10 protein-coding genes are annotated in these 26,371 nt (G+C 71.4%); 2 read left to right on the top strand and 8 right to left on the bottom strand.

What is annotated here, in order from left to right:
• Positions 1–20: 20 nt before the first annotated feature.
• From ACFC06_RS22015 to ACFC06_RS21980, 8 genes are all read right to left on the bottom strand, one after another.
• Positions 21–6,194, bottom strand: a complete 6,174-nt coding sequence (locus ACFC06_RS22015; RefSeq protein WP_375934181.1) for an amino acid adenylation domain-containing protein — start codon at positions 6,192–6,194, stop codon at positions 21–23.
• Between the two features lie 63 nt (positions 6,195–6,257).
• A complete protein-coding gene (locus tag ACFC06_RS22010; RefSeq protein WP_375934178.1) occupies positions 6,258–9,749 on the bottom strand; it encodes an amino acid adenylation domain-containing protein in 3,492 nt (1,163 codons plus the stop codon).
• A gap of 210 nt (positions 9,750–9,959) precedes the next feature.
• A complete protein-coding gene (locus ACFC06_RS22005) occupies positions 9,960–14,252 on the bottom strand; it encodes an AMP-binding protein (RefSeq protein WP_375934175.1) in 4,293 nt (1,430 codons plus the stop codon).
• Positions 14,249–15,877, bottom strand: coding sequence for a condensation domain-containing protein (locus tag ACFC06_RS22000; protein WP_375934172.1), 1,629 nt, complete (start codon positions 15,875–15,877; stop codon positions 14,249–14,251). The genes ACFC06_RS22005 and ACFC06_RS22000 overlap by 4 nt, the downstream gene beginning before the upstream one ends.
• Positions 15,874–16,866: an ABC transporter substrate-binding protein gene (locus ACFC06_RS21995; RefSeq protein ID WP_375934169.1), complete on the bottom strand. Its 993-nt coding sequence runs from the start codon at positions 16,864–16,866 to the stop codon at positions 15,874–15,876. The genes ACFC06_RS22000 and ACFC06_RS21995 overlap by 4 nt, the downstream gene beginning before the upstream one ends.
• 65 nt (positions 16,867–16,931) lie before the next feature.
• On the bottom strand, positions 16,932–22,433 hold the full coding sequence (locus tag ACFC06_RS21990) for an amino acid adenylation domain-containing protein (protein WP_375934166.1): 5,502 nt from the start codon (positions 22,431–22,433) through the stop codon (positions 16,932–16,934).
• A 3-nt stretch (positions 22,434–22,436) separates the two neighbouring features.
• Positions 22,437–23,378 carry a methionyl-tRNA formyltransferase gene (locus ACFC06_RS21985; RefSeq protein WP_375934163.1) on the bottom strand — a complete coding sequence of 314 codons (942 nt, stop codon included), beginning with the start codon at positions 23,376–23,378 and terminating at the stop codon, positions 22,437–22,439.
• A 37-nt stretch (positions 23,379–23,415) separates the two neighbouring features.
• Positions 23,416–24,708 carry a SidA/IucD/PvdA family monooxygenase gene (locus ACFC06_RS21980; RefSeq protein ID WP_375934160.1) on the bottom strand — a complete coding sequence of 431 codons (1,293 nt, stop codon included), beginning with the start codon at positions 24,706–24,708 and terminating at the stop codon, positions 23,416–23,418.
• Positions 24,709–24,847: 139 nt separating this feature from the next.
• Here ACFC06_RS21980 and ACFC06_RS21975 point away from each other — a divergent pair, with 139 nt between their 5' ends.
• Together ACFC06_RS21975 and ACFC06_RS21970 are read left to right on the top strand one after the other, a co-directional pair.
• Entirely contained in the window at positions 24,848–25,330 is a 483-nt protein-coding gene (locus ACFC06_RS21975; RefSeq protein WP_375934156.1) for a hypothetical protein, read from the top strand.
• 113 nt (positions 25,331–25,443) lie between these two features.
• Positions 25,444–26,151 carry a siderophore-interacting protein gene (locus tag ACFC06_RS21970; RefSeq protein ID WP_375934153.1) on the top strand — a complete coding sequence of 236 codons (708 nt, stop codon included), beginning with the start codon at positions 25,444–25,446 and terminating at the stop codon, positions 26,149–26,151.
• The last annotated feature ends 220 nt before the right edge of the window (positions 26,152–26,371 follow it).

The raw sequence follows: 26,371 nt of genomic DNA, 5'->3' as shown, positions 1-26,371 counted from the left end.
TCTCCTAGCTAGTGCGGCGGTCACTGCCACATTCGTCTCATCGCCAACATGGCCGCGTCCTCGTCACCGAGGACCTCCGTCGCGCCGATGCGGCGGTCGAGGTCGCCCGCGAGCGCGCGCAGGGTGTTGGTGAAAGCGGTTTCGATGATCTCGGCGTCGCCCGCGTCGAAGGAGTCCTCGGCGTAGAACACGACCACCTGCCACGGTTCGCCCGGGAACAGCAGATCCGCGGGGAAGACCATGACCATCAGCGCGTTGTCGGTCGCTCCGCGGCCGGCGAAGTCCACCAGTTCCAGGTCGCGTGCGCCGAGCAGGCGCACCAGTTCGTCGCGGCCGGACGGGTAGGACTGGAACACGAACATGCTGTCGAACAGCTTGCGCGCGCCCGTGGCCTTGTTGGCCGTGGTGAGCCGGAGCTGGTGGTGCTCGAGCAGCTCCATCCGCCGCCGCTGCATCTCGGTGACGGTCTCGCGCCAGCTGCGCCGCGCGTCGAGGTCGATCGCGACGGGCACCGTGTTGACGAAGCAGCCGATGGCGGTGTCCACGTCGTCGAGATCGGCCGGGCGACCCGAGACCACCTCACCGAACACCGCCGACTCCTCGCCGGTGACCCAGCGCAGCACACTGCCCCAGGCCAGCTGGCACAGCGCGCTGAAGGTGGTGCCCAGTTCGGCGGCGCGCTCGGTGAGCGCCTCGGCCAGTTCCGGCTCGATCGGGAACCGGTGCTGCACCGGCACTTCCGAGCCGCCGGTGGCGCGATCGGGGGCGACCAGGCACGGGCGCACGTCGGACAGGTACTCGGTCCAGGCGGCTTCGGTGGCTGCCTCGGTGGCGCGGGTGTGGCGCAGGAACTCGGCGAAAGTGCCCGGGTCACCGAGGGGTTCGGTGCCGTTGTCGGCGTAGTCGGCGAAGATCTCGCGCGGCAGCAGCTGGCCGGACCAGCCGTCGGTGAGGATGTGGTGCGAGGCGAGCACCAGCATGTGCTGGTCTTCGGGCAGGTGCACCACGGTGGCGCGCATGAGCGGGCCGCGGGCGAGGTCGAAGGGCTTGGCCTGGTCGGTGTCGAGGAAGTTCTCGAGTTCGTCCGCGGCCAGGGTGATCTCGTCGACCTGGAAGTCCAGATGCTCGGCCACGATGGCGTAGGGCTGACCGGACTGCGCGACCGACACCGCTATGCGCAGGTTCGGGTAGCGGTTGAACACGGTGTTGAGCGAACTGGTCAGCCGGGTGACGTCGAGGGCGCCGCGCACGATGATGGTGGTCTGCACGGTGTAGGCGTCGCGGCCCGCCGTGCTCAGGGCGGTGAAGTACAGGCCCGCCTGGAGCGGGGCCAGCGGGTAGACGTCCGCGAAGCGGCCGTATTGCTTCTGCCAGCGGTCCAGGTCGGACTGGGAGACCTCGCTCGCCAGCACGTCGCTGGGGGTGAGGCGGGCCGCCGGGTTCTCCCGGACGGTCTTGGCCAGCTCGCGCAGTGCGGCGGTCCACAGTGCCGCGAACTCGCTCACCTCGGCTTCGGCGAGGACACCCGTCGGGTAGCGGAACGACGCGCGCAGGGCGGGCTGTTCGCCGGTCTCGACCACGGCGACGGTATTGATGTCGAGCACGGCCGGGGCGGGCATGGCCGGGTCGGCGTGGCCGCCGAGGTAGCCGAATTCCGGCGCGGCGTCCCAGGTGGTGGCGTCCTCGGCGCTCGCCAGGGCGAAGCGGCCCATGTAGTTGAAGCTGATCTGCGGTGCGGCGGCGCTTTCCAGCTCGGCGCGGGTCCGCGGGTTCAGCCAGCGCAGCAGGCCCCACGCGATGCCGCCGTCGGGCACCGCGAGCACCTGTTCCTTCACGGCCTGCACCGCGCGGACCATCTCGGGCTCGAATTCCCCACGGCCGCCGCTGATGTCGAGGGCCATCGGGTAGGCGGTGGTGAACCAGCCGACAGTATTGGCCAGGTCGGCACCGGCGAACAGGTCGTCGACGCGGCCGTGCCGTTCCATGGTGACCGACAGGGTGGCGCCGTCGCGGCCGCGATCACGGCGGAAACGGTGGGTGGCCACGGCGAGGGCGGCGACCTGGATGTCGAGGAAGTCGCAGCGGAAAGCCTGGGCGGCGGTGGTCATCAGGAACTGGGTGTCGTCGGCATCCAGCTCGGCGGTGACCTCGGCGACCGTGGCCACGGTGTCGAGCGCGGGGTCGTAGGCGCGGGCGCCGAGCAGCGGGTCGGCGGCCCCGGCCACGGCCTGCCAGGTGGGCAGGGTCGCGGTGATCTCCGGGGACTGGGCCAGCGCGGTGAGATTGGTGTTCCACGCCTGGACCGAGGTGCCCGTGGTGTCGAGATCGGTTGCGCCGTCCCAGTACTGACGCAGATCGTCGTGGAGGATACGCCAGGAGACGCCGTCGACCACGAGGTGGTGGGCGACCAGCAGCAGGCGTCCGGCGGAGTTGTCGTCAGCGCGCAGCCAGACCGCGCCGACCATCCGGCCGACGGCGGGGTCGAAGGATTCGGCGATCTCGCGCAGGTGCCGCTGGAGCAGATCGCCTGCGGTGGTGTCCCATTCGGCCTCCGGCACCAGCACTTCCACTACGGATGTCTCCGCGGCGGAGACGGCTTCCGGGACGAAGTAGCCGAGCGTGCCGTCCGGGCCGGGCTCGAGGCGGGCCCGCAGCAAGGGGTGGCGGTCGATGAGGTGGTGGACGGCGGCGGTGATGCGGGTGAGGGTGGCGTCGGTGGGGGTGACGACGGCGGTGGCCTGGGCGTAGGCGTTGTAGGCGGCGGAGCCGGTGGTGAGCAGGGTGGCGATGGGCTGCAAGGGAATCCAGCCGGTGCCGTCGCCGGATTCGATCAGGGCAGGGCCTGCGGCCTCGTCGAGGGGGGTGGTCGCGGCGGCGATGGCGGCGACGGTGCGAGCCTCGAACAGGGTGCTGGTGGTGATGAGCAGGCCGCGCTTCTTCAGGGCGGAGGCCATGCGGATGGCGCTGATGGAGTCGCCACCGAGGGCGAGGAAGTCGTCGTCGGCCGCCAGCACACTGTCGATGCCGAGAACCTGCCGGATGACTTCGGCGACAGCGGTTTCCGCGGCACCGCGCAGGGCCCGCCCGTTGCCGGACTCGCCGCCGAGATCGGGCTGCGGCAGTGCCTTGCGGTCGAGTTTGCCGTTGGCGGTCAGCGGCAGTTCCGGCAGCCGGACCAGCGCGGACGGGATCATGTAATCGGGCAACAACTGCGAGAGCTGGGCACGGATGGCGCCGGAGTGCTCCTCGGCATTGCCGCCCGCCAGGGCCGAGTCCGGCTCGGCCACGTAGTAGGCGACCAGCACGGATTCGGCTCCGCGCGGCACCGCGATGGCGACAGCCGCGGCGATACCGGGCACCTGCCGCAGCACGGTGCCCACCTCACCGAGTTCGATGCGGTGGCCACGGATCTTGACCTGGTCGTCGACGCGGCCGAGGTATTCGAGGCTGCCGCTGGGATGCCAGCGGACGATGTCGCCGGTGCGGTACATCCGCGCGCCGGGCTCGTCGGCGAACGGGCAGGCCACGAAGGTGCCCGCGCTCAGGCCGGGTCGGCGGTGGTAGCCCTGGGCGAGCTGGATGCCGCCGAGGTAGAGCTCACCGGTGACGCCGGTGGGAACGCGACGCAGGTGCTCGTCGAGAACATGCACATCGGAGTTCCACTCCGGCAGGCCGATCAGCGCCGAACGGAAGGCCGCCGGGTCGGCCAGCGCGCCCGCGAAGTCCTCGTGGGTGATGTCCATGGCGCCCTCGGTGGGGCCGTAGAGGCCGAGCACCGTGCCACCGAAGACATGGCTCGCCTCCTCCACCAGCGGCGGCGGGACGGCCTCGCCACCGAGGTAGACGAACCGCATCGACTGCAACCGGTCCGGGTCGGGCCCGGAATCGAGGAAGGCTCGAACGACGCTGGGCACCAAGGAGATCTGGGTGATCCGGTGCCGTTCGATGATGGCGGCCAGCGCCTCCACATCGGCCTGCCACCACTCCGGCGGCGGCAGCACCGTGGCCGAACCGGTGCACAGCGCGTTGACCAGCTCGAACACCGACACGTCGAAGCCGATGGGGGCCTTCTGGAGGATGCGTTCGGCCGTCTCCGGCACCGGCTGACCCAGCACGCCACGCGTGCCGACGGGGTCGGGCAGCTCGCCGCTCGCATCGGCGCTGCCGCCGAAGCCGAGGAAATCGCGCATCCACTGCACGTGGTTGGCCACGGCGCGGTGGTTGATCACCACGCCCTTGGGGCGGCCGGTGGTGCCGGAGGTGTAGAGCAGGTAGGCGGCGTCGAGCGGGTGGATCGGGCGGGTGGGCTCTACGGTGGAATCGTCGAAAGCGGCGAGCGCGGCGCGGATCTCGTCGGTGTGGATGTCGATCACCGGGACAGGCAGGGCGCCGAGATCGCGGTCGCGCTCCCCCGTCACCGCGCGCACCAGCAGGGCGGGTTCGGCGTCGGCGAGCATGAACTCGATGCGGTCGGCGGGGTAGCTCGGGTCCACCGGCACGTAGACCGCGCCCGCGCGCAGCACGGCGGCGAACAGCACCGGCAGGTGTTCGCTGCGCTCGGCGAAGATCCCGACCCGGTCGCCGGGCCGCACGCCACGGTCGATGAGCAGGCGCGCGAATCGGTTGACCCGCGAATCGAATTCGGCGTAGTCGAGCTCGGTGTCGCCGAAGACCACGGCGGTGCGCTCGGGGTAGGTGGCCGCGGAGTGGCGGATCATGGCGTCGACGGTGTCGCGCTGGATCGTCACCCGGCCGCCGCGCGACCAGGTGTCCAGGGCCGCACGGTCACGATCGGAGAGGGTGAGCAGTTCGGTGAGCGGGCGCTGGGCGGTGGCGGCGGCGAGCACCTGGTCGATGTACTCGTGCAGGCGCACGATGGTCGGCTCGTCGAAAAGATCGGTGCGGTAGGTGATCTGGACGTCGACCCGGTCGGCGTGCATGAACGCCTCGACGGCGACGGGCAGCAGGGAGGCGCCGTGATCGGCCAGCTGCCAGCTGGTGCGGGCGCCGGGCAGCTGCGGGCCGTCGATCTTCTGGTGCAGGAACAGCACCATGGTGTCGAACAGGCGCGAGCCGATATTGCCGGTGGCCTTGTTCACCGCCCGGACCACGGCCTCGGCCGGGAAGTGCTTGTGCCGGAACGCTTCCGTGGTGACGGAGCGGACCTGTTCGACCAGGTCGGCGAAGGTGTCGGCCCGGCCGGTGAAACGCAGCGGCAGCATATTGCTGAGGTTGCCGATCAGCTGGTCCATGCCGGACTCTTCGCGATTGGCGACGGTGGTGCCGACCACGAGGTCGGACTGGCCGGTGAGCTGGCGCAGCGCGACGTAGTAGGCGGCCAGGAACACCTGGAACGGGGTCACCCGCAGCTGGGCCGACAGGGCGCGCAGGTTCGCGTCGGCGTCGGTGCCCAGCAGCCGGTCCAGGCGGACACCCGCCTCGGAGACCACGGCGGGCCTGCGGTTGTAGGGCAGCGCGAGTTCGGGGACCTCACCGTCGAACTGTCCGGCCCAGAACTGTTCGGTGGCACTGTGATCGGTCTCGGCGAAGCGGTCCTGCTCCCACTCGGCGAAGTCGGCGACCTGGCGGGCCAGCGGCTCGGCGGTGATCTCGCCGGTGAGCGCCTGGCTGTAGAAGCGCTCCACATCGCGCGAGAGCGCGGGCAGGGTCATGCCGTCCCAGGCGATGTGCTGGATCACCAGCACGACCACCACGGTGGTGGCGTCGAGGCGCACGAAGCTCAGGCGCAGCGAGGACTCGGCCGACAGATCGAAGGTGTCGTGTGCGGCGGCGGCCACCAGCTCGGCCAGCGCCGCGTCGGCCTCCGGGCGCGGGCGGTCGGTGAAGTCGAGCTCGCTGATCCGGGGCGGCAGGGCGTCGTGGATGCGCTGGTAGGGGTTGCCCTGGTCGTCGTTGTGGTAGGTGGTGCGCAGGACTTCGTGGCGGCGCGGGAGTGCGGTGAAGGCGCGGCGCAGGGCGTCGTCGTCGACGTGGCCGGTGAAGGTCAGCGCCAGGCACAGGTTGTAGGCGCTGCTGTCGGGCGAGATCTGCTGGTGCGCCCAGACGTAGCGCTGACCGAAGGAGAGGGCGGCGCGAGCGGGGTCCCGGCGCCGGGCCACCTCGGGGGTGGTGTCCAGGCCCTCCTGCGCGAGGCGGGCGCGCATCGCGGCTTGCAGGTCTTCCAGGGATCGCATCTCGGTCCAACCAATCTCTACTGCGGTGATTCGGTACTGCGGTGCCCGCGCGCGGGCGGGTGCTCAGCGGGTGGGTACCGGTTCCGGCAGGTCGATCTCGGCGAGTTCGCACAGGATGCGCGCCACCTGGAGCAGGCGGGCGGGCACCGGTTCGGCGGCGAGCAGGCCCGCGGCGATGCGGCGGACGGTGCGGCCGTCGAGCACCGCGGCCACACCGAATCCGTCGACGGCGAGCAGGCCGCGGACCTTGGCGGTGAGGGTGGTGGCCAGGATGGAGTTGCCGCCGACATCGAAGAAGTCGGTCTCCACGCCGATCCGGTCGGTGTCGAGCACCTGGGCGGCGATGTAGGCCAGCGCGGCTTCCAGCTCGTTGGCCGGGGCGATGTAGGCGTTCACCAGGTCGCTGTCGGCGGCCAGGCGCGTGCGGACGGCGGCACGGTCGAGTTTGCCGTTGGCGGTCAACGGGATTCGATCGAGGAGTTCCAGCGTGTCGGGAATCATGTAGGGCGGCAGTGTCTCGGCGAGCCGCTCCAGCACCGGGGCCGCGGTGAGCGAACCGGCCACGGCGGTGGTGACGGCGGCGGCGAGGCGGCCGGAATCGGTGATCAGGGCGACGGCTTCGGTGATCTCCGGCAGCGCCGTGAGCGCGGACTCGATCTCGCCGAGTTCCACGCGGTAGCCCCGGATCTTCACCTGGTGATCGGCGCGGCCCAGGAAGTCGACGGTGCCGTCGGGCAGGTAGCGGGCCAGGTCGCCGGTGCGATACCAGCGCACGCCGTCGCGTTCGACGAAGCGGTCGGCGGTGCGTTCCGGGTCGCCGCGGTAGCCGTCGGCCACGCTGGTGCCGCCGATCCACAGCTCACCCAGCACCCAGTCCGGGCAGTCCTCGCCACGCTGATTCACCACGCGCAGCGCCACATTGGCCAGCGGGGTGCCGTAGGGGACGTTGTCCCACTCGGCGGGGAAGTCGTCGGTGACCTCGCAGACGGTGGAGTGGATGGCGGTCTCGGTGGTGCCGCCCAGGCCGACGAAGCGCAGGCCGGGCACCAGCGCGCGCAGGCGCTGGGCGAGTTCGGTGCGCACCCGGTCGCCGCCGGTGAGTACCAGGCGCACGGTGCGCAACTGCTCGGCGGTGCCCAGTTCGAGCAGCATGGTGATCAGGCCGGGGGCGGCGTTCACCACGGTGACACCGGTCGCGGCGATCAGCCCGGCCCACGCCTGCGCGTCGCGCTCGGTCTCGGTGTCCACGCAGACCAGGGCGCCGCCGCGCGCGAGCGGGGAGAAGATGTCGTAGACCGACAGGTCGAAGCCCAGCGCCGACAGGCCGATCGCGCTGTCGCCCTCGCCGACACCGAAGCGGGTGTCGATGGCGTCGATGGTGTTGGCGGCGGCGCGATGGCTCACCTCCACGCCCTTGGGTTCGCCGGTGGAGCCGGAGGTGAACAGGACGTAGGCGAGGTCGTCGGGGGCGCCGACGACGGGGGCGGCCAGCGCGGGTCCGGCGAGTGCGTCGGCCAGTACGACGGCGCGGACATCGCCGGGCAGGTCGGCGGAGCCCCGCGCGGCATCCACGCTCCCGGCCGGCTCGGCGACAACGGGCGGCGTGTCCACCAACGCCACGCGCACCTTCCCGCGCGCGAGAATGCGGTCGCGTCGGGCGGCGGGCTGGTCGGTGGCGATGGGCAGGTAGGTGGCACCCGCGGCGAGGACACCCAGGACGGCGGGGATCTGGCGGTGCCCCTTGGGGACGATCACCGCGACGGTGTCGCCCTGACGTACACCGGCCTCGGTGAGCGCGTGGGCGACGGCCAGCGACTGGGCGGCGAGCTCGCCATAGGTGGCCGAACCACCGTCGCGCCAGCGCAGCGCGGTGCGGTCGGGGCTCTGCGCGGCGCGTTCGAAGAAGGCGGCGTGCAGGGTGCGCGCGCCCAGGTCGGCGGCGGTGTTGTTGGCCTCGGCGCGCACGGCGCGCTGGGCTTCGGGCAGGTCGATGGTGAGGTCGGCGGCCCAGTCGGCATCGGCCGCGACCAGCCGGTCCACGATCCGGCGGAACTCGGCGAACATCGCCTCGGCCACCCCGGCGGGCAGCGCGTCGCGGCGGATGTCCCAGTTCACCAGCAGACCACCGTTGAGCTCGGCGACCTGGGCGTCGATATCGACCTGCGGGCCCTGCGAGATGATCCACACCGGCTCACCGAACACCCGGGTGACCCGCTCGGAGAACAGTTCCCCGAGATCGAGGCAGGAGGTGAACACCACCGAGGGGGTCACCGGGCCGCCGCGCAGTTTGCCCAGGTCGCGCAGCACATCCAGGCCCTCGTAGGCGGAATGCTCGGCGCAGGTGTGCAGTTCGCGCTGCAAGCGCTTGGCGCGGGCCACGGTGGACTCGCGCTCGCTCGCGTCGACCTCGACCAGCACCGAGTTGGTGAAGTCGCCGACCACCTGGTCGATGTCGTCGTGCAGCTGCTCGCGGGCGAACAGCGGGAGGTTGAGCAGGAAGCGCTGCTTGGCCGACCAGCGGGCCAGGGCCTCACCGAAGACGGTGGCCAGCGCGACGGCCGGGGTGACGCCGTTGGCATGGGCGTTGCGGTGCAGCGCGGCCTTGGTCCCGGCGTCGAACCAGTGGTGCAGGCGGATGCTGCGCGCGGCGTCGGCGCGCTCGTTCTCCGGGACCACCGGCAGCGACGGGATGTCGGGCAGGGTGGTGATCTTCTCGGCCCACCAGGCGGCATCGGCGCTGTTGTCGGCGGCACCGCCCGCCTTGGCGGCCAGGTACTGGCGGAACGTGACGCCGAGCGCGGGCAGGGTGTCACCGCCGTCGGCCTCGTAGAGGGTGGCCAGGTCGTCGAGGATGCGACGGTAGCTCTGGGCGTCGGCGGCGACCATGTCGACATCCAGGTGCAGGCGGTGCCTGCCGTCGGCCAGGGTGCTCACCGCGATGTCGACGACCTGTCCGGCGCCGACGTCCATGCGCTGGTGGCTCTTGTCCTGGCGGATGCGCTCGAGTTCCTCGGCGGCGTCGGGGCGGGCGCTGAGATCGGCGCTCGCGAACACCGGGACCAGCGGCTGGGGCAGGATGCGCTGGGTGCCGCTCTCCAGGAACTGGGCGCGCAGCATGTCGTGGCGGCGCAGCAGCGCGTCGACGGCGCGCCGCAGCCGCTCCGGCTCGAGCCCGGCACCGTCGAACTCGACGTAGAGGTGCGCGGCCACACCACCGAGCGCCTGCCCTTGACGCCGCCCGACCCAGTAGGCGTGCTGCATGGTGGCGAGCTCGAACTCCTCGCCGACGACATCGGGCGCGACAGTGACGGTGGGCGCGGGCTCGGCGGCTCCACCCGCCGCGGCGAGCAGCTCGACCCAGGCATTGATGGTCGGTCGCAGGGCGAGACTGGAACTGCGCAGGTCATAGCCCTGCTTGCGCCACTTGGCCGACAGGTGCATGAGCTTCATGGAGTGCATGCCGAGGCTGACCAGATCGTCGTCGAAGCCGATGCTGTCGGGGGCGATGCCGAGATCTGCCGCTACGAGCTCGCGAACTTCCGCCTTGCCGAACATCAGACTCCTCAATCAACCAGAACCGTCCCCCGGGGACACAAGGCAAGCCTTGCCTAACCTTGCTGGCATCGTAACCCATGAGGGCTGTCGAGATGAACATTGTGGTTTGCCTAACCTATGTTGCTACCCCGATATCAGCGGCGCCACACATTCGCGAAAAAAGAACGGCCGATCGGGTGGGATCACCACCCGATCGGCCGTCCGGCTGGATCAGGCCGAGTAGGCCACGACCACGTCGTACCAGCGGCGGGTGAGCTCGGTGAGCCGCGCCGGTGGGAGAACCGCTGTGTTGCCGTCGAACTGGGCGACCAGGCACGGGCGCCCATCGCGGGCCACGACCGCGGTGGTGATGTCGACGGTGAAGCGCAGCGGCAGGGCCGGGTCGACCGCCACCCCGAATTCGGCCGTGAACTCGGCCAGCGGGATCGGCGACCACGGACCGCTGCCGAATTGCAGCACGTCGAAGCGGCCGAGGTGGTTGAGCCGCAACTGGGCGCGCACGGCGCGCTCGCGCTCCCCCAGCTCGGGCCTGCCCGCCGCCGGAGTCCAGTCCGCGGCGAGATGCCCCGGCACGGTCAGGGTCTCCTCGACGGTGAACCAGCCGACCCGGCGTGAATCGTCGTCGGCGGGGCGGCCGTGTGATTCGCGGGTCAGCGCGATGGCGCCGGTCTCGTCGGCGGTGCCGGGGAAGGTCGCCGCGCAGGCCACCAGCATCGCCTCGTCCAGGCTCACCTCGTGCTCGGCGCAGGCCGCCAGCAATCGCTCGGTGTGGTCGGGGCCCAGCTCCACCACCTGCTGGGTGGCGTGGGTGGCACGGTGCAGGGCCGGGTCGGTGTAGCGGTCACCGAGGACGCCGCCGCGGATCACCGGCGTGACCGGAGCCGAATCCACTGCGATACCAGCGCCTTCCGGGGCGATCTCGCGACCCTGTTCCAGGTTGCGCAGGTCGTCGGCGAGGATGAGCCAGGAGACCACGTCCACCGCGAGATGGTGGATCGAGAGCAGCAGCCTGCCGTCGAGCACGGTGGCCGCGACCATCCGGCCCGCGTCCGGGTCGAGCCGGTGCACGGTCTGCTCCAGCGCCGCCGCCGGGGTGAGCGAGCCGGCGGCCACGACGGTGAGTTCGGCTGCGCTGGAGGACTCTTGGACCACCAGCACCGCGCCGTCACCGTCGCGCCGCAGCCGGGAGCGCAGCGTGGGATGAGCCACGGCCAGTGCTTCGAGACGGGCGACGATCTCGCTGACACCGGCGCCCTCGGGGAGGGTGAGCACCTGGCTCTGCGCCAGGTACCGGTAGTCGCCGTTGGCGAGGATCTCGTGAGCGAGCGCGGTCAGCGGCAGTTCGGTGCCCGCCGGGGTGACCTCGGTCGCCGCGAGTCCGGTCTCGCCGTTGTCGATCCGCTCGGCCAGCTCACGCAGATCCGCCGCCGCGAGAACGTCTTTCGCGGCCACGCTGTACCCGGCGCCGCGCAGCCGCGAGACCAGGTCGATCACGCCGATGCTGTCGATGCCCAGGTCGATGAGGCTGTCGAGGATGCCGATGCGCGCGCCCGCGCCGTCACGCATGGCCGTGATCAGTTCCAGCAGTGCGCGTTCGGTGTCGGTGGCCGGTTCGGCCTCCGGACCCTGCGCGACCGGGGCGGTGAGCAGGGCCGTGGCGGCGTGCGTGTCGAGTTTGTCGTTGCGGTTCAACGGGATCTGCGCGACGTGCACGATCCGGCTCGGCACCAGGAACTGTGGCAGGCGGCGCGCGGCGGCCGCGCGGATCTGCGCGGCGGTGCGCTCGGCGACCACCAGCGCGCCCAGCCGGGTGCGGCCGTTGTCGGTGAAGGCCAGGGCGGCGGCGTGGGTGACGCCGTCGATCTCGCGCAGCACCACGGTGGCCTCGTCGGGCTCCACGCGGTAGCCGTTGATCTTGACCTGGCTGTCGATGCGGCCCTCGTAGATCACGGTGCCGTCGGTGGCGCGACGCACCAGATCGCCGGTGCGGTAACGGCGTCCGGCCGCGCCCGCGACGAAGGCCGCGGCCGTGGTGGCCGGGCGGCCCAGATATCCCAGTGCCAGCTGACCACCGGACAGGTACAGCTCGCCCTGCCCGCCGGGCGGCACCGGGCGCAGCCGATGGTCGAGCACCTCGGCGGTCATGCCGTCGAAGGTGCGGCCGATGGTGGGCGCGGCGTGGTCGTGCACGTCGGCCATGAGCGCCTCGACCGTGGTCTCGGTGGGGCCGTAGAAGTTGATCACCCGGGTGTCGGCCAGGCCCTGCAAACGCCGCCAGGTGTCCTGGCTGATCGCCTCGCCGCCGAGGGCGAGTACGGACAGCGGGCAGTGTTCGCGCCCGTCGACGGTCTCGAACAGGCCCGCGCCGATCAACCGGCTCAGCATCGACGGGGAGGTGTCGAAGATGTCGATGCCCTCGGTGCGGATGGCCGCGACGATCCCGTCGGCGTCGGTGCGCACCTTGTCGCCCAGCAGCACCACCGCGTGCCCGCTGAGCAGCGCGACCGTCGGCTGCCAGGCCGCGTCGAACCCGGTCGACCAGCCGTGCCCGATCCGCAACTGCCGTCCGGCGCGCGCGGCGGCCGGGGCGAAGATGCGGTGCTCGTGATTGGACCAGTGGTTCAGCAGGGCGCCGTGCGGGACGACGACACCCTTCGGGCGACCCGTGGTGCCCGAGGTGAAGATGACATAGAACGGCGTCCGCTCGTCCGGAACTCCGCCGTCGGTATCCCCCGCTTCCTCGCTGCCCGGTGCGGGAACGGTGCCCCGGCGGACGACACCGGAGTTGTCCGGCACGAGGTGCGTGAATTCCCTGCCCTCGGAACGCACTTCCGCCAGCAGCCCGGCCAGCGACTCGTCGGCCAGGACGACACGCACGTTCGCGGTCTCGAACATGTACGCGAGCCGGTCGGCCGGGGTGGCGGGGTCGACATGCACGCACAGGCCACCGGCTTCGGCAATGGCGAAGGGGGCGTGCAGGACTCGCCGGTCACGCGGGAGCACCACCGCGACGGCGGTGCCGTTCCCGACACCGTAGGCACGCAGGCCACCGGCCAGTACCCGCACGGCCGAGCCGAATTCGGTGAAGGTGTGCTCGCCGATCTCGTCGACGACGGCGACCCGTGGCCCGGCGGCATCGGCGGCGGCGAGCAGCGCCTGCGGCACATTCGCGAACGGCACCGGGTGCGCGGGAGCGACGGTGAGAGAAGCGGGTTCGTCGGCGAGCAGGACAGGGACGGTGCTGCCACGTTCGGCGTCGACGATCGCGCGGACCACCGCGAGCAGGCGCCGCGCGAGCCGGTCCGGTTCGAAGCGCTCGACCAGGTCGGGGCGGATCTCCACGCGGGTGATGAGCTGGTTGTCCTCGACCACGGGGACCACCGCGATCGGGTAGTGGCTCGGCGAGTCGATGCGGCGCGGGGCCAGGGTGGCGCCGTCGGCCAGCGGCATGCGCGCGGTGATCGAGCCCATCGGGGTGTTCTCGAAGACCAGCAGCGTGTCGAAGAGCTGGCCGACCCCGGCCTGCTTGGTGATCTCGGCGATGCCGAGGTACTCGTGGGCACGCAGGGCGGCGACCTCGCGCTGGAGTTCGGCGCCGATGGCTGTCGGGGCGCGCTCGTCCATGCGCACGCGCACCGGGATGGTGGTGACCAGCGCGCCGACCAGCCGGTCGGCATTAGGCAGCGAGGCGTCGCGGCCGGAGGTGGTCTGGCCGAACACCACGTCGTCACGGCCGGTGAGACTGGAAAGCACACGGCCCCAGGCCATCTGGAGCACGGTGTTGAGGGTCAGGCCGTTGGCCCTGGCCCAGCGGGTGACCGTCTCGGTCTCGGCGCGGTCGAAGCGGGCCTCACCGAGCACGGGGATGTCGGCGGGGGCGGGACCGGCGATCATCGGCATGGGTGCCAGACCCGACAGGGCGTCGGTCCAGGCCGCGATGGAGGCGGCGGTGTCGCGGGAGGCCAGCCAGGCGGCGTGTTCGCGCAGCGGCGGGGCGGGCGGCAGCGCCGCGCCCTCGCCACGGTGCAGGGCCATCAGGTCGGCGAACAGCAGCGGGATCGACCAGCCGTCGACCACGATGTGGTGCGCGGTGCAGATCAGCTCGTAGTCCTGCTCGCCGACGCGCGCGGCGGTGACGCGGAACAGCGGGCCGTTGTCCAGGTCGATCCGGATGCGGCCCTCGTCCCAGTAGCGCTGCCGGGCGGCGGCCTTCGGATCGGCGGCACCGCGCAGGTCCAGTTCGGTCCAGCCGATGTGCCCGGCGGTGGTGGTGAGCAGCACCGGGTGCGGCAGGCCGTCGGTGACGACCGAGCCGCCCAGGTGCGGATACCGTTGCAGCACTTGGTCGAACGCCTTGCGCAGCGTCGACAGGTCGGCCAGGCCCTCCACCCGCACGGCGAAGGTCACCAGGTACGGGTCGACCGCGCCGGAGGTGGTGCTCACCGAGTAGAGGCCGCGCTGCAACGGCGACAGCGCGACGACGTCGAGGATCTGCGTGCTCACTGCCCGAGCTTCTTCCCCAGGGCCGCGAGCATGGCCGGATCGAGACCCGAGGCGCTCAGCGGCGCCACCTCGGCCGGCGCCGGGGCGGGTTCGGCGGCGGGCTGGGCGGCGGTCTCGTCGATCAGCGCGGCCAGTTCGTGGATGGCGGGCGAACCGAAGACCTGCTGCACATCGAAGGTGTAGCCGTCTTCGGCCAGGTCGGTGACCAGGCGCAGGGCGGCGATGGAGTCGCCGCCGAGGGAGAAGAAGGTGTCCTCGCGGCCGATCTCGTCGTCCTCGTCGAATTCGAGCACGCGCCGGATGGCCTCGATCACCGCGCGTTCGGTGTCGGTCTGGCCGGGACCGCCCTGGCCGGGCAGGCCGAACATGTCGAATTGCGGTGCGGGCGCGGCGAACAGGCTCAGCGCGCAGGTCTCGTCGGTGCCCGCGGCCCAGGCGCGGCAGCGCCGTTCCAGGTGCGCGGCGAAGGCGTCGAGTTCGGGCAGGGCCGGACCCTGGAGGGTCACCACGACACCGTCGGCGTCACCGGCGATGTCGACGACCAGGTCCACGCCGTGCGGCTGGACCAGCCGACGGTCCAGCTCGCGCACCGCGCAGCCACGCAGTCGCGCGGTCTGGGCCGCCGCGCGCACGCCGACGAGCACCTGGAACAAGCCGCCGGTGGCGACCGCGCCTGCGCCCTTGAGCTGGTGGGTGAGCCGTTCGACGCGGGTGCTCGCGTGGGTGCGGGCGGCGGCGACGAGTTCGGCGGCCGCGGCGACCTGGTCGCGCGGGGTGCCGCCGGTGGTCGTGTCGAATCGCAGCACCAGGTGGTTGGCGAAGTGACCGATGGTCTCCTCGGCGCCCTCGGCGTCGCGGCCCTGGTCCAGGATGCCGACGGCGAGATCGGTGCCAAGGCCCGCCTCGCTCAGCGAACGCGCGACCAGGGTCGCGAAGGCCGCCGCGCGGTCGTGTCCACCGGCGAAGTCGGCGAGGGTCTCCGGGTCGACGCGGAAGCGGCGCACCGGCTCGGCGGGCGCGGTGCCCGCGGTGGGCTCGGCGCGCTCGGGCAGTCCGGCCAGGCGGTCGAGCCAGTAGCTCAGCGCCGGGTCGTCGGCTGGGGTGGTGGTCAGGCTCTTGAGCTGACGCGGCACGAATTCGGCGAACTGCGCGGCCGCCGGGGCGACCGTGCCGGTGTTGTAGGCGGTGCACAGGGCCTCGGCCAGCAGGTCGAGGGCGAGGTCGTCGGCGGCGACCGGATGCACCGTCAGCGCCAGGATCGAGCGCTCCCCCACCACGAACCGGCGGATGCGCACCGGGATCGCCTCGGCCAGATCGAAGCGGTGCGCGGCCTCGGCGCGCAGGGCGGCGTCGAGCTGGTCCTCGTCGAGCGGCACGGTCTCCACGACCGTGTCCGGCACCGCGACCACCCGCTGATACGGCACGCGCCGATCCGCGGGGAACACGGTGCGCAGCGCGGTGTGCGCCTCGAGCACACCGGCGGCCGCGCGCTCGAGCGCGTCGGCGTCGACCTCACCCACGAGTTCCAGGGCGAGGAAGACATCGGCCGCCGGGGTGTCGCGCAGCCGCTCGGGCAGCAGGGCGGCCTGCTGCGCGGGCGCGAGCGGGACCGGGCGCGAGCTCATCGACCGACCGCCGCGAACGTCGGATCGAGGGTCTCGAGCAGGTACGGGATCGACAGCGGCGTGGGGGTGTTGACCGCGCTGATCGTCTTGGTGTCGACGAAGGCGATGCCGCCGGAACGCACCGCGGGCAGGTCGTTGTAGCCGGGCAGTTCCTTGAACTTGGCCTCGAACTGCGGCATCGCGCCGCAGATGAGCGTGTCGGAGGTCAGCTCGTTGAGGCGCTCCGGGGACAGCGCCAGGCGGCCACCGGCGGAGGCCTGGGAAGTGATGTTGGCGGGGATGCTCATGCCGAGGCGGGTGAACATCTCGGAGGAGCCGTCGTTCTGGTCGGCCAGCACCATCAGCTGCGCGGGGCCGGTCAGCATGCAGGTGAGGAAGGTCTTGCCCTTCAGGTTCGGGTACTTCTGCGAGACCGCGTCGATCTTGCCGTTGACCCCGGCGATCACCTCGGTGGCCTTGTCTTCCTGGTGCAGCACCTTGCCGAGCACGGTGAGCTGGTCGGACCACTTGTCGACCTGGGCGTTCGGGGTCACCGCGCCGATGGTGGGCGCGATCTGCGAGAGCTTCTCGTACATCGGCTGATCCACCAGGAAGCTGGGCACCAGGATCAGGTCGGGCTCGACACCGGCGATCTGCTCGGCCATGTCGCCGCCCATCTTCAGGACGGTGGCCTTCTCCAGTTCCGGCGGAGTCCACGGCAGTTGCGACTTGCCGCCCATGGCGACGCTGTCGGCGTAGGCCACCGGGGTGATCCCCATGGCCTGGGTGGCGTCGAGCCACTGGCTGCCCAGCGTGACCACGCGCTCGGGCGTCCCGGACACGGTGGTCTCGCCGAAGTTGTGCGTGATGGTCACGCCGGCGCCCGCCTCGGTGTCGTCACCGGAACCGCAGGCGACCAGGCCCGAGACCAGCCCGAGGACCAGCAGCACCAGTCCGGCCCGGCCTGCCGCGCGCCTGCGCGGCGCCTTGTCGTCTCGCCGCAGTGTCATGGACAGAACTCCTCGTGTTCACGCCCGCGGATCGTTCAGCAGGCCCTTGTCGATAGTAGGTTAGGCTAAGCGAATTTCAGCCAGCCATCAGTGGTCCAGTGCGCACGATCACCGGTCGGCACGAGTTCGCCGCCTTCCGGCCCCGCCTGCGCGACGCCACCGATCCACACCTGTCCACCCACACCCGGCGGCACCGGGGCACCCGATTCGTCGAGCACGACGACGCGCGCGCCGGGCACCGGACGGACCCGGCCGGACCCGTCGAGCGGTCCCCTGGCGACGGTCCCCGCGTAGCCGGGCACCGCGTAGCCGACCATGCCGAGCACGCCCTGCGGCGCGATGACCCGGAGCCCCTTGTCGCCCAGCACATCCCAGCGCCGGGAGTCGGCCACCTCGGGTAGCTGGGCGGCCGCGGCGACGACATGGGTCGTACGCTCCGACACCGCCGCGGCCACCCCCTCCGGCGCGAGCTCCACCAACGCGCCGTCGGCCAATCCCGCCAGTGCCTCCACCAGCAGGCCCACCGGCCCGGCCTCGACGCCGATCACCCGGCACTGAGCCGTGGATCGGGACGGGTCGGGACGGGCGGTGTCCCGGGAGGCGGCCACCCCGCGCCGGTCGGCGACGGCGGCGGCCAGTGCGGCGGGCCGGAAAGCAGGCGCACCGGGCAGCTCGACCGCCGTGCCCGTCGCCTCCGCGATGACCGCCTGGTCGAGGGCGGTGAGCAGAGCGCCGAGCGCCTCCGCGGCGACCGCCTGGTCGCGGGTGTCAGCGGTCGCGCCCGGGCGGCGGTCGCGGGCCGCGGCGGTGAGCCGCGCGCAGACCGTGCCGAAATCGAGTGTCTCGGTGCCGCAGCGCAGGGCCGGGCGCACCGACGGATAGGTCAGCGCGCGTTCCAGCAGCTCGCTCAGGCCGGGAATCTCGGAAACCTCGACGCCACAGGACCATTCGCCGAGGACCCGCCTGCGTTCCTCGGCGGGCATCACGTCCAGATCGGCCAGCGCCAGATCGGGGGTATCGGCGAACGCGCCGAGGACGCGCAGCATGCGACGGGCGAACAGGTGCGCGGTGTCGCGGTGGTAGCGGTCGGCATTGAGGGTGACCGTCGCGGCGAATCCGCCGTCGTGGTCGCCGGTGAAGCCGAAGCCCACATCGCGCAGGGCGCCGTCGAATTCCGCAGGCAGCACGGTGGCGGTGATGCCCGCGCCGAAATGCGGCTGGGCCGGCCTGTCCTGTTCGCTGAAGTGCAGGATCGTCGCGTAGCTCTCGGAACCGTCGACGGCATCGCGTGCCACATCTTGATGGCCGTATCCCGCCAGCGCGGTGGCGCGCGCCCGGTCCAGCACCGTGCGCAACGACGGGTTGCCGCGCAGATCGGTGCGCAGCGCGACGATGCCGGTCAGCGGACCGACCACGCCCGCCGCCATCGCCTCACCCCGTCCACCGACCGCGGCACCGACCACGAGATCGGTTCCGGCGCCGAGCTTGTGCAGCAGGGTGAGGACTGCCGCTTGGTAGAGCATGAATTCCGAGGCGCCGGCGGATTCGGCCAGCGCCCGCAACCGTTGACGCAGCTGTGCGGTGACGGGGAAGCGTGCGAGGTGGCCGGTTACGCCGGGGCGGCGGGTGAGGGTGGGAGCACCGAGAGGGTTCGGCGTAGCTGACACATCAGGCGCCGGGCCGGTCGCGATCGGTGCGCCCGCCAGGGCGGCACGCCAGTAGTCGCGCTGGGCCGAGAGGGCTTCGGCGGCTTCGTGTTCCCAGCGGGCCACATCGGCGAAGTCGAATTCGGCTTCGGGCCAGTGTGGTTCGGCGTCGGCGACGCGGGCTCGGTAGGCGATGGCGGTCTCGGCGAGCAGGATGTGCAGGGAGCGGTGGTCGGCGATCAGTTCGTGAGCGGTGAAGACGAGGACGTGGGATTTCTTGTCCGTCACCAGGACCCGGATGTCGAGGGGCGGGGCCACTCGGGGATCGAAGGACTGGCGGGTCGCGTCCGTGCGCGCGGCGGCGAGGGCGGCGGCACCGGGGGTCGACAACACGGTGATCGCGACCGGCTCGGCGGACAGCGCGGTGACGGGCTCACCATCGACCTCGGTGAACACCGTGCGCAGAATGTCGTGCCTGCCAACGGCTTCGGTCATCGCGTGACGCAGCGCCTCGAGGTCGAGTCGCCCGTCCAGCCGAGCCGCGAGCGAGACATTGCCCGCGCCCAGTGCCGAGTTGGCCGCGTTCTGAGCCGAGTCGATGGCAACGGAGGCGTCGGCAGAGTCATTGCGGGCGGCGAGTTCTCGTGCACGGAAACGATCCCAGCTCGCCTGCTGGGCGCGGGTGAGTGGGGGCGGGCCCGCGGTGGGGTTTCGGCGCAGCGGGGGTAGGGGGATGCGGGCCGGGGGGCGGGATTCGATGAGGGCGGCGAGGCCGGCGACGGTGGGGGTGTCGAAGGGGACGCGCACGTCGATGTCCACGCCGAATTCGGCCCTGATCCGGGCTACCAGGCCCGCGGCCAGCAGGGAGTGGCCGCCGAGTTCGAAGAAGGAGTCCTGGGCGCCGATCTCGGTGCGGCCGAAGAGCTGGGCGAACAGGGCGGCCAGCCGGATCTCGGTCTCGGTGGCAGGGGCGCGGTGCGTACCGGACCCGGCGCGCAGGGCGGCGGGCAGGGCGCGGCGGTCGAGCTTGCCGTGTTCGGTGAGCGGCAGTGCGTCGAGCAGCACGAACTCCGCGGGCACCATGTACTCGGGCAGGGTCGCGGCCACGTGCGCGCGCAGCGCGGCGAGATCCGGCGAGGTCCCGGCGGCGGGCACGACGTAGGCGGCCAGCACCGTACCGAGGGCCGGGTCGGCGGAGGCGACGACGGCGCACTGACCGACCTCGGGATGACTCGCCAGCGCGGCCTGCACCTCGGCCGGTTCGATCCGGAACCCGCGCACCTTCACCTGCTCGTCGGCGCGGCCGACGAATTCCAGTGCGCCGGAATCATCGCGGCGCGCCAGGTCACCCGTGCGGTAGAGGCGCGAGCCGGGCAGGAAGGGGTCGGCCACGAAACGCTGGGCGGTGAGCGTGGGCCGGTCGTGATAGCCGCGCGCCAATTGCGCACCGCCCAGGTAGATCTCGCCCACCACTCCGTCGGGCACCAGCCCGAGCCGTTCGTCGAGGACGTAGACGTACACATTGCGGTTGGGGATGCCGATCGGCACCGTCCCCGGCCCCTGCGGGCCGACGACGGGCATGTGCGTCGAACAGACCACGGCCTCGGTCGGGCCGTAGTGATTGCGCAGTTCGGCGTCGAACACCGCGGCGAAACGGTCGGCGACCTCCCCCGTCAGCGCTTCGCCGCCCACCGGAACATGGCGCAGCGCACCCCATTCGCTCACCTCGGGCAGCAGCAGGAAGGTGCTCAGCGTGGAGGGCACCATGTGCAGCACGGTGACCGCGCAACGGGAGATGAGTTCGGCGATGTGCGCGATGTCGCGGAAGGCGTCGGGCTCGGGCACCACCAGGCAGGCACCCACGGTGAGGGTGACGAAGATGTCGAGCAGCGAGGCGTCGAAACTCACCGACGACGACTGCAGCACCCGATCCTCGGCGGTGAGATCCCACTGCGCGCAGAACCCGATCAGATGCTCGGCGATGGCCGCGTGCGGCACCGGCACGCCCTTGGGCTTGCCGGTCGAACCGGAGGTGTAGACGAGGTAGGCCAGGTTGTCCGGGCGCAGCGGGCGCCGCCGCTCGGCGTCGGTGGGCGGGTGTTCGGGCAGGTGCAGCGCGGTCTCCTCGGCGGCGGCCAGTTCGACCGGGCCGAGGACCAGGCGCGCGCCCGCGTCGGCGTCGAGGAAGGCGATGCGCTCGTCGGGGTAGGCGGGATCGATCGGCAGGTAGGCGCCGCCCGCCTTGAGCACGGCCAGCACCGCGACGACGAACTCCACCGAGGTGCTCGATCGCAGGCCGACGATGTCCTCGGTGCCGATGCCCTGGCCGATCAGCCAGTGCGCCAGGCGATTCGCGCGCAGGTCGAGGTCGCGGTAGGTGAGGGCCTGGTCGGCGGCGTGGTCGCGGCCGGGGGCCAGCAGGGCGAGGGCGCCGGGGCGGGCGCGGACCTGGTCTTCGAACAGCCGCACCAGGGTGGTGGGCGGGGTGGGGACGAGCTCGCCGCGCGAGAGGTCGAGCAGGCGGTCGCGTTCGTCGGCGCCGAAGAGTTCCAGATCGCCCAGGCAGGTGGCCGGGGCGGACAGTGCCGCGGTGAGCAGGTGGCGGTAGTGGCGCAGCAGCCGGTCGACCAGGGCCGGTTCCAGGCGGTCGGTGGTGTATTCGGCTTCCAGGCGGGCGTTGTCGGCCCCGGCCACGACGGTCAGGCGCAGCGGCAGGCGCGCGCGGCCCGCTTCGTCGTCGAGCCGGGTCGCGGTGACACCGTCGAGACGCAGGGGCGCGGGTTCGGCACGCACGGCGAAGCCGAGCTGGGTGATGACTTCGAGGCCGTCGCGTCCGCCGGTGCGGCTGGGGTTGACCGCGCGCACCACATCATCGATGCCGACGCCACCGTGGGTGAACGCCCCGGCGCAGGTGGTCTCGGATTCCGCGACCAGATCGGCGAAACTGTCCGTGGCGGAACAGGAACCACGCAGCAGGACGGTGTTTCCGTAGTAGCCGATCCGCGCTTCGGCGTCGGCCGACCTGGTGGTGACGGGGGCGGCCACCAGGAATTCGCTCGCGCCGGTGTAGCGGTGGACCACGGCCTGCCAGGCAGCGAAGAGCACTGCGAAGGTCGAGACATCGCGCTCGGCCGCGAATTCCTTTACCCCGGACAGCAATTCGACGGGCAGTGCGGCTGCGGCACGACGACCGCGCCCGGCCTCGGCCTGCGCGAACTGCGCGCGTCCCGGCAGTTCCAGTGCGTCGGGGAGCGTGTCGAGGGTCCGGCGCCAGTAGTCCAGCGCCTGCGCGGCCGAGCCCGGCTGTTCCGCCCGTGGCGCACCGAAATCACTCCTGGTCGCGGTGCCGCTCGGGAGCGGCCGCTCGTCCGCTCCGGCGACGCCGAGATACGCCGCCGAAAGCGCGCCGGCGAACAGCGACGCCGACTCCTCGTCCCAGGCGATCGTGTGCGCCACCAGCGAGAACACGAATTCGCCCGCGCCCGTGCGGATCAGGGTCACCCGCAGCGGCGCCTCCGCGGTCAGGTCGAACGGGGCGCCGACCGCCCGGCGCAGCAGCACGGCCACGCGCCGCTCCCGGCTGCGCGCGGACAACTCGGACAGGTCGTGCTCGGTCCAGCTCGGCAGGACCGCAGGGTCGACCACCTGGTACGGCTCGCCGTCACTGCCGAGACCGTAAGTGGTGCACAGGATCCGGTGCCGATCGGCGACCGCCGCCACCGCCGCGCGCAGCCGCGCCACGTCCACGTCCCCGGTGAGCCGGTAGCTCACCGCGACATTGAGCGAGGCGTCGGCGAGATCCCGGGTCTGCAGGAACCAGGCCCGCCGCTGTCCCGGTGCGAGCGGGGCCCGCCCCGGCCGGGACACGGCTCCGATCTCCACAGTGGGCACCCGGCTGGCGGGTTGGGCGACGGTCGTCATGATCTACTCCGCGGAGTCGGTGAGATAACCACCGCGCCGGAAGAATTCGGCGCCGTCGTGCTCGACACCGTCGGCGGTGCGCACGCGGGTGATCACCAGGCCGCGGTTCTGCCCGCGCACCGGGTTCGGTCCGCTGACCACGGCGCCGCCGTCCTCCTGGACGATCACGCGACCGTTGGTGCCGCCGTAGCGGGCGTCGGAGACCTTCGCGGCCAGCACCTCGACGCGCTCACCGCGGTAGAAGCTGTAGGCGCGCGGGTACGGCTCGGACAGGGCGCGCACGAAACGCTCCAGGTCGATCGCGTCCCAGGTCCAATCGATGCGGCTGTCGCGGTCGGAGCGCTTGTGGAAGTAGGTGCGCTCGGCCTTGTCCTGCGGGCGCCACTGCGCGGTGCCGGACTCGAGCGCGGCCAGGCCCTCGGCGACCGCGCCGGGGATGAGCTCCATGCCGGCCAGCACCAGTTCGGTGCCGGTGGCGGTGGGGCCGATGGGCAGGCGGTGCTGCACCAGGATGTCGCCGGTGTCGAGCTGCTCGTCCATCCGGTGCACGGTGAGGCCGAATTCGGACTCGCCGCTGATCAGCGCCCACAGCACCGGCGAGAAGCCGGTGAACTTGGGCAGCAGCGAGTCGTGCAGGTTCAGCGTGCCGTAGCGCGGCATGTTGTAGAGCTCGGCGGGCATCCAGGTGTACCAGCTGTTGACCACGATCACATCGGGCTCGGCCCGCTTCACCAGGTCGATGGTCTCGGCGTCGGCCGACTCGGTCAGATGGACCGGGATACCGTGCTCGCGCGCCAGCTCCTCCACCGAGTCCGACCAGATCCCCTTGTAGGAGTCCTCGCTCGCCGGGTGGGTGACCGCCAGCACGACCTCGTGCTCCGAATCGATCAGAGCCTGCAGGGTTTTACGGCCCCAGGTCTGGAAGCCGAACGACACGATACGCATGAACCGAACCTCATCTTCTCGAATTAGTAAGGCTAGCCTATCCTAGTGCCCTGTGCAGCTCGGACGCGGCCCTGCGCGCCGCCCCGGAGCGCACCGAGGACTCCGCGAGCACCCGGTCGGACAGTTCGCCCAGGCAGCTGAGGTTCGGGAAGCCGGGCCCCTGCGCCATGCCCGCCATGTTCGGCAGGAAGAGCTTGGCCTCCATGCCCGCCACCGCGAGGTCGTGACCGATGGCCGCCTCGAGCCGGGTGCGCTCGATCGGGCCACCGATGGCGAGCTCGACGAGATCGGCGGCATCGGAGTCGAACATCTCCAGGAACCACAGCGGCTGCCCGCCGGTGGCGTCGACCACCAGATCGAAGGTGTGGGTGGCGTCGGGGCGGCGCTCGTTGCGCAGGGTCAGCTCGATGCCCTCGCCGTCACCACCGACGCGGACCACGCGGCCCTGCAGGTGGTGCACGCGGCTGTCGCCGAGCAGGTTCTCCTGCACCCGCACCGAGAACACGCCACGGTCGGTGCGGCGCACCACATCCCGGCGCTCCTCGATGCTCAGCGCGCGCCACTTGCCCGGGTCGCTGTAGAGGGAGTTCTCGAAGTAGCTCTCGCCGCGGGTGTAGATGGTGGCCGCGGGCGAGATCACCGAGACGGTGAGCACATCGTGGCGGACCAGTTCGTCCATGGCCGAACCGGCCGTCTCGCCGCCGCCGATGACCGCGGCCCGCGAAGTGGACGGCAATTCACGGCGGCCGACCAGATCCCAGAACTCGGCGATGGACAACATCTTCGGGTGATCGGCCAGGGCGCGGCCGCTGTTGCCGGGGCCGGTGATCATCAGCGCGTCGGACTGCAGCCTGCTCTCGGCGCCGTCGGCGTCGACCACCAGGACCTCCCAGCCCTGCGCGGCGGCGGAGATCGTGCGCACGGTGGCGTGCACCACCTCGACGCCGGACTTACGCGCCACCCACTGCAGATACTTGGCCCACACGTGGTGGTGCGGGCTGGGCCTGCCGCGGTCGACCCACTCGGCGTAGGTGCCGCGCTCGACCAGGAACGAGGTCCAGCTGTAGCCCATCATCGCCTCGTTGATGGCGCGGTTGTGACCACGCGCCCAGGAGGAGTGATAGGGGAAGCCCACGTCCTTCTCGGGGCTGGTGCCCAGGCGGTGCTGACCGTCGGTCCAGCCGCCGGTCGGCAGCCAATTACCGCCCACCGCATGGGATTCGATCACGACGACCTCGGGGGCGGGAAGGCCCAGTTGCCGCAGTACCTGCGCTTTGGCCGCGACCGCCATGGCCTTGGGGCCCGCACCGACCACCAGAAGTCTGTCCACCGAAGTTCTCCCACATTCAAGCGTTTGAGCGCCCGATACCGGGGGCACTCTTACATGTTTGCATAGGCTTACCTTATATTGGGGACCGATGCCAGTCACCGTGGTGAAATCACGGACGAGCAGCATCCGAATCGCAACGATGGGAACCGAGAAGATGATCAAGAACAAGGTTCGCGCCACCACGGCCGCCTTCGCCCTCACCGCCGCCGCCGTCCTCGGCACCGCGGGCACCCTCGCGACCGCGGCCCCGGCTCTCGCCGCGCCGTCGATCGTCCGCACCACCCCCGCCCCGAGCGCCGGTCAGCTCCAGGCCAAGCTACAGCTGGTGCTCAACACCGGCGCCGACAGCGGCACCCGCGCCAACGAACTGGAGAACGGCGCCGCCGGCCTGCCGCTGATGGACCAGATCGGCAGCGTCATGGCCTCGGTCCCCGGCTTCGCCTGGACCGTGAGCAACGCCTACACCGAGGGCTCCTACACCTACGCCGACCTGCTGGTCACCGTGCCCGGCTTCGGCACCTTCCCGCCGATCGCGGTCAGCTGGGTCGATGTCGACGGCACCTGGAAGCTCACCTCCGAGTCGCAGTGCACCATCGCGTACTACGCGTCGCTGTCCTGCTGAACTCCCCACCAGGTCACCCGGCCCGGCAGCCCGCGGTTCGCGGGGGCCGGGCCGTCCGCTTTTCCGGGCGGCCGGGTCGCGACAAACCGGGAGGGTTAGGTTAGCCTTACAACATGGGTAAAGGAACCAATGGCCTGATCATGAAGGTCTGGCGCGCCGACAACTACGAGCTGCTCGTCACCTCGGTGGAATCGGTCACCGACAAGTACCTGCGCATCGGATTCGAAGGCAACGGTGTGCTCGCCGACCACCCCGCCCATCCGACCCAGTTCATCCGCATCTGGATTCCGGAAGCCGAGAGCGACAAGCTGCACCACCGCGGCTACACCCTGATCAACCAGGACCCCGAGAACGACCGCTTCGACATCGAATTCGCCCTGCACGGCGGCCCGGCCAGCCAGTGGGCGGCGCGCGCCGTCGTCGGCGACAAGCTGGAAGCCAGCTCGCTCGGCATGGACGCCTCGCAGCCCGACACCGAGCAGAGCGACTACGTCATCTTCGGCGACACCGCCTCGCTCCCGGCCATCAACGCCCTGCTCGACGCGATCCCCGACGCCACCGCCCGGGTCTGGCTGGAATCCCAGTACGACTCCGACCCCACGCTGCCCGTGCACGCGCACGCGAACCACGAGGTCACCTGGCTGCCCCGCGTCGACGACGGCCGTCTGCTGCGCGAGAAGGCCCAGGAGATCACCTGCGTCCCCGGCACCTACGCCTGGATCGCCTGCGACGGCGCGACCACCCGCTCGCTGGTCAAGACCTTCCGCACCACCCACGCCCTCCCGAAGACCGCCATCAAGGCCCGCGCCTACTGGAAGTAGCCGTGTCATCCCTGGGAGTGACATCGCATCCCACCTGACGGCTACGCGCGCCGGGGTTATCGGCTGATGGTGGTCTATGTGCGCACCGATACCACGCCACCCCGGCGCCGACCGGGCCGTACGCGGTGGGGTCGGAGATCTTTCGATGGGTCGACCAGGCGCGTCCCGAACCTGCGAACACGCCGACCTCCCCGCCGCCGCAGCCACCCACCCCGGCATC

It is taken from the genome of Nocardia sp. NPDC056064, assembly GCF_042266925.1.
Classification (GTDB): domain Bacteria; phylum Actinomycetota; class Actinomycetes; order Mycobacteriales; family Mycobacteriaceae; genus Nocardia.
The sequence above is the reverse complement of the archived record's forward strand: the minus strand, read 5'-3'. Positions and strand labels throughout refer to the sequence as shown.

Bases quoted from the DNA above. Each gene is read 5' to 3' on its own strand.
- ACFC06_RS21975 (WP_375934156.1), top strand. From the start codon at position 24,848: ATGGGAACCGAGAAGATGATCAAGAACAAGGTTCGCGCCACCACGGCC.
- ACFC06_RS22015 (WP_375934181.1), bottom strand. From the start codon at position 6,194: ATGCGATCCCTGGAAGACCTGCAAGCCGCGATGCGCGCCCGCCTCGCG.
- ACFC06_RS21970 (WP_375934153.1), top strand. From the start codon at position 25,444: ATGGGTAAAGGAACCAATGGCCTGATCATGAAGGTCTGGCGCGCCGAC.
- ACFC06_RS22010 (WP_375934178.1), bottom strand. From the start codon at position 9,749: ATGTTCGGCAAGGCGGAAGTTCGCGAGCTCGTAGCGGCAGATCTCGGC.
- ACFC06_RS21985 (WP_375934163.1), bottom strand. From the start codon at position 23,378: ATGCGTATCGTGTCGTTCGGCTTCCAGACCTGGGGCCGTAAAACCCTG.
- ACFC06_RS21990 (WP_375934166.1), bottom strand. From the start codon at position 22,433: ATGACGACCGTCGCCCAACCCGCCAGCCGGGTGCCCACTGTGGAGATC.
- ACFC06_RS21995 (WP_375934169.1), bottom strand. From the start codon at position 16,866: ATGACACTGCGGCGAGACGACAAGGCGCCGCGCAGGCGCGCGGCAGGC.
- ACFC06_RS22000 (WP_375934172.1), bottom strand. From the start codon at position 15,877: ATGAGCTCGCGCCCGGTCCCGCTCGCGCCCGCGCAGCAGGCCGCCCTG.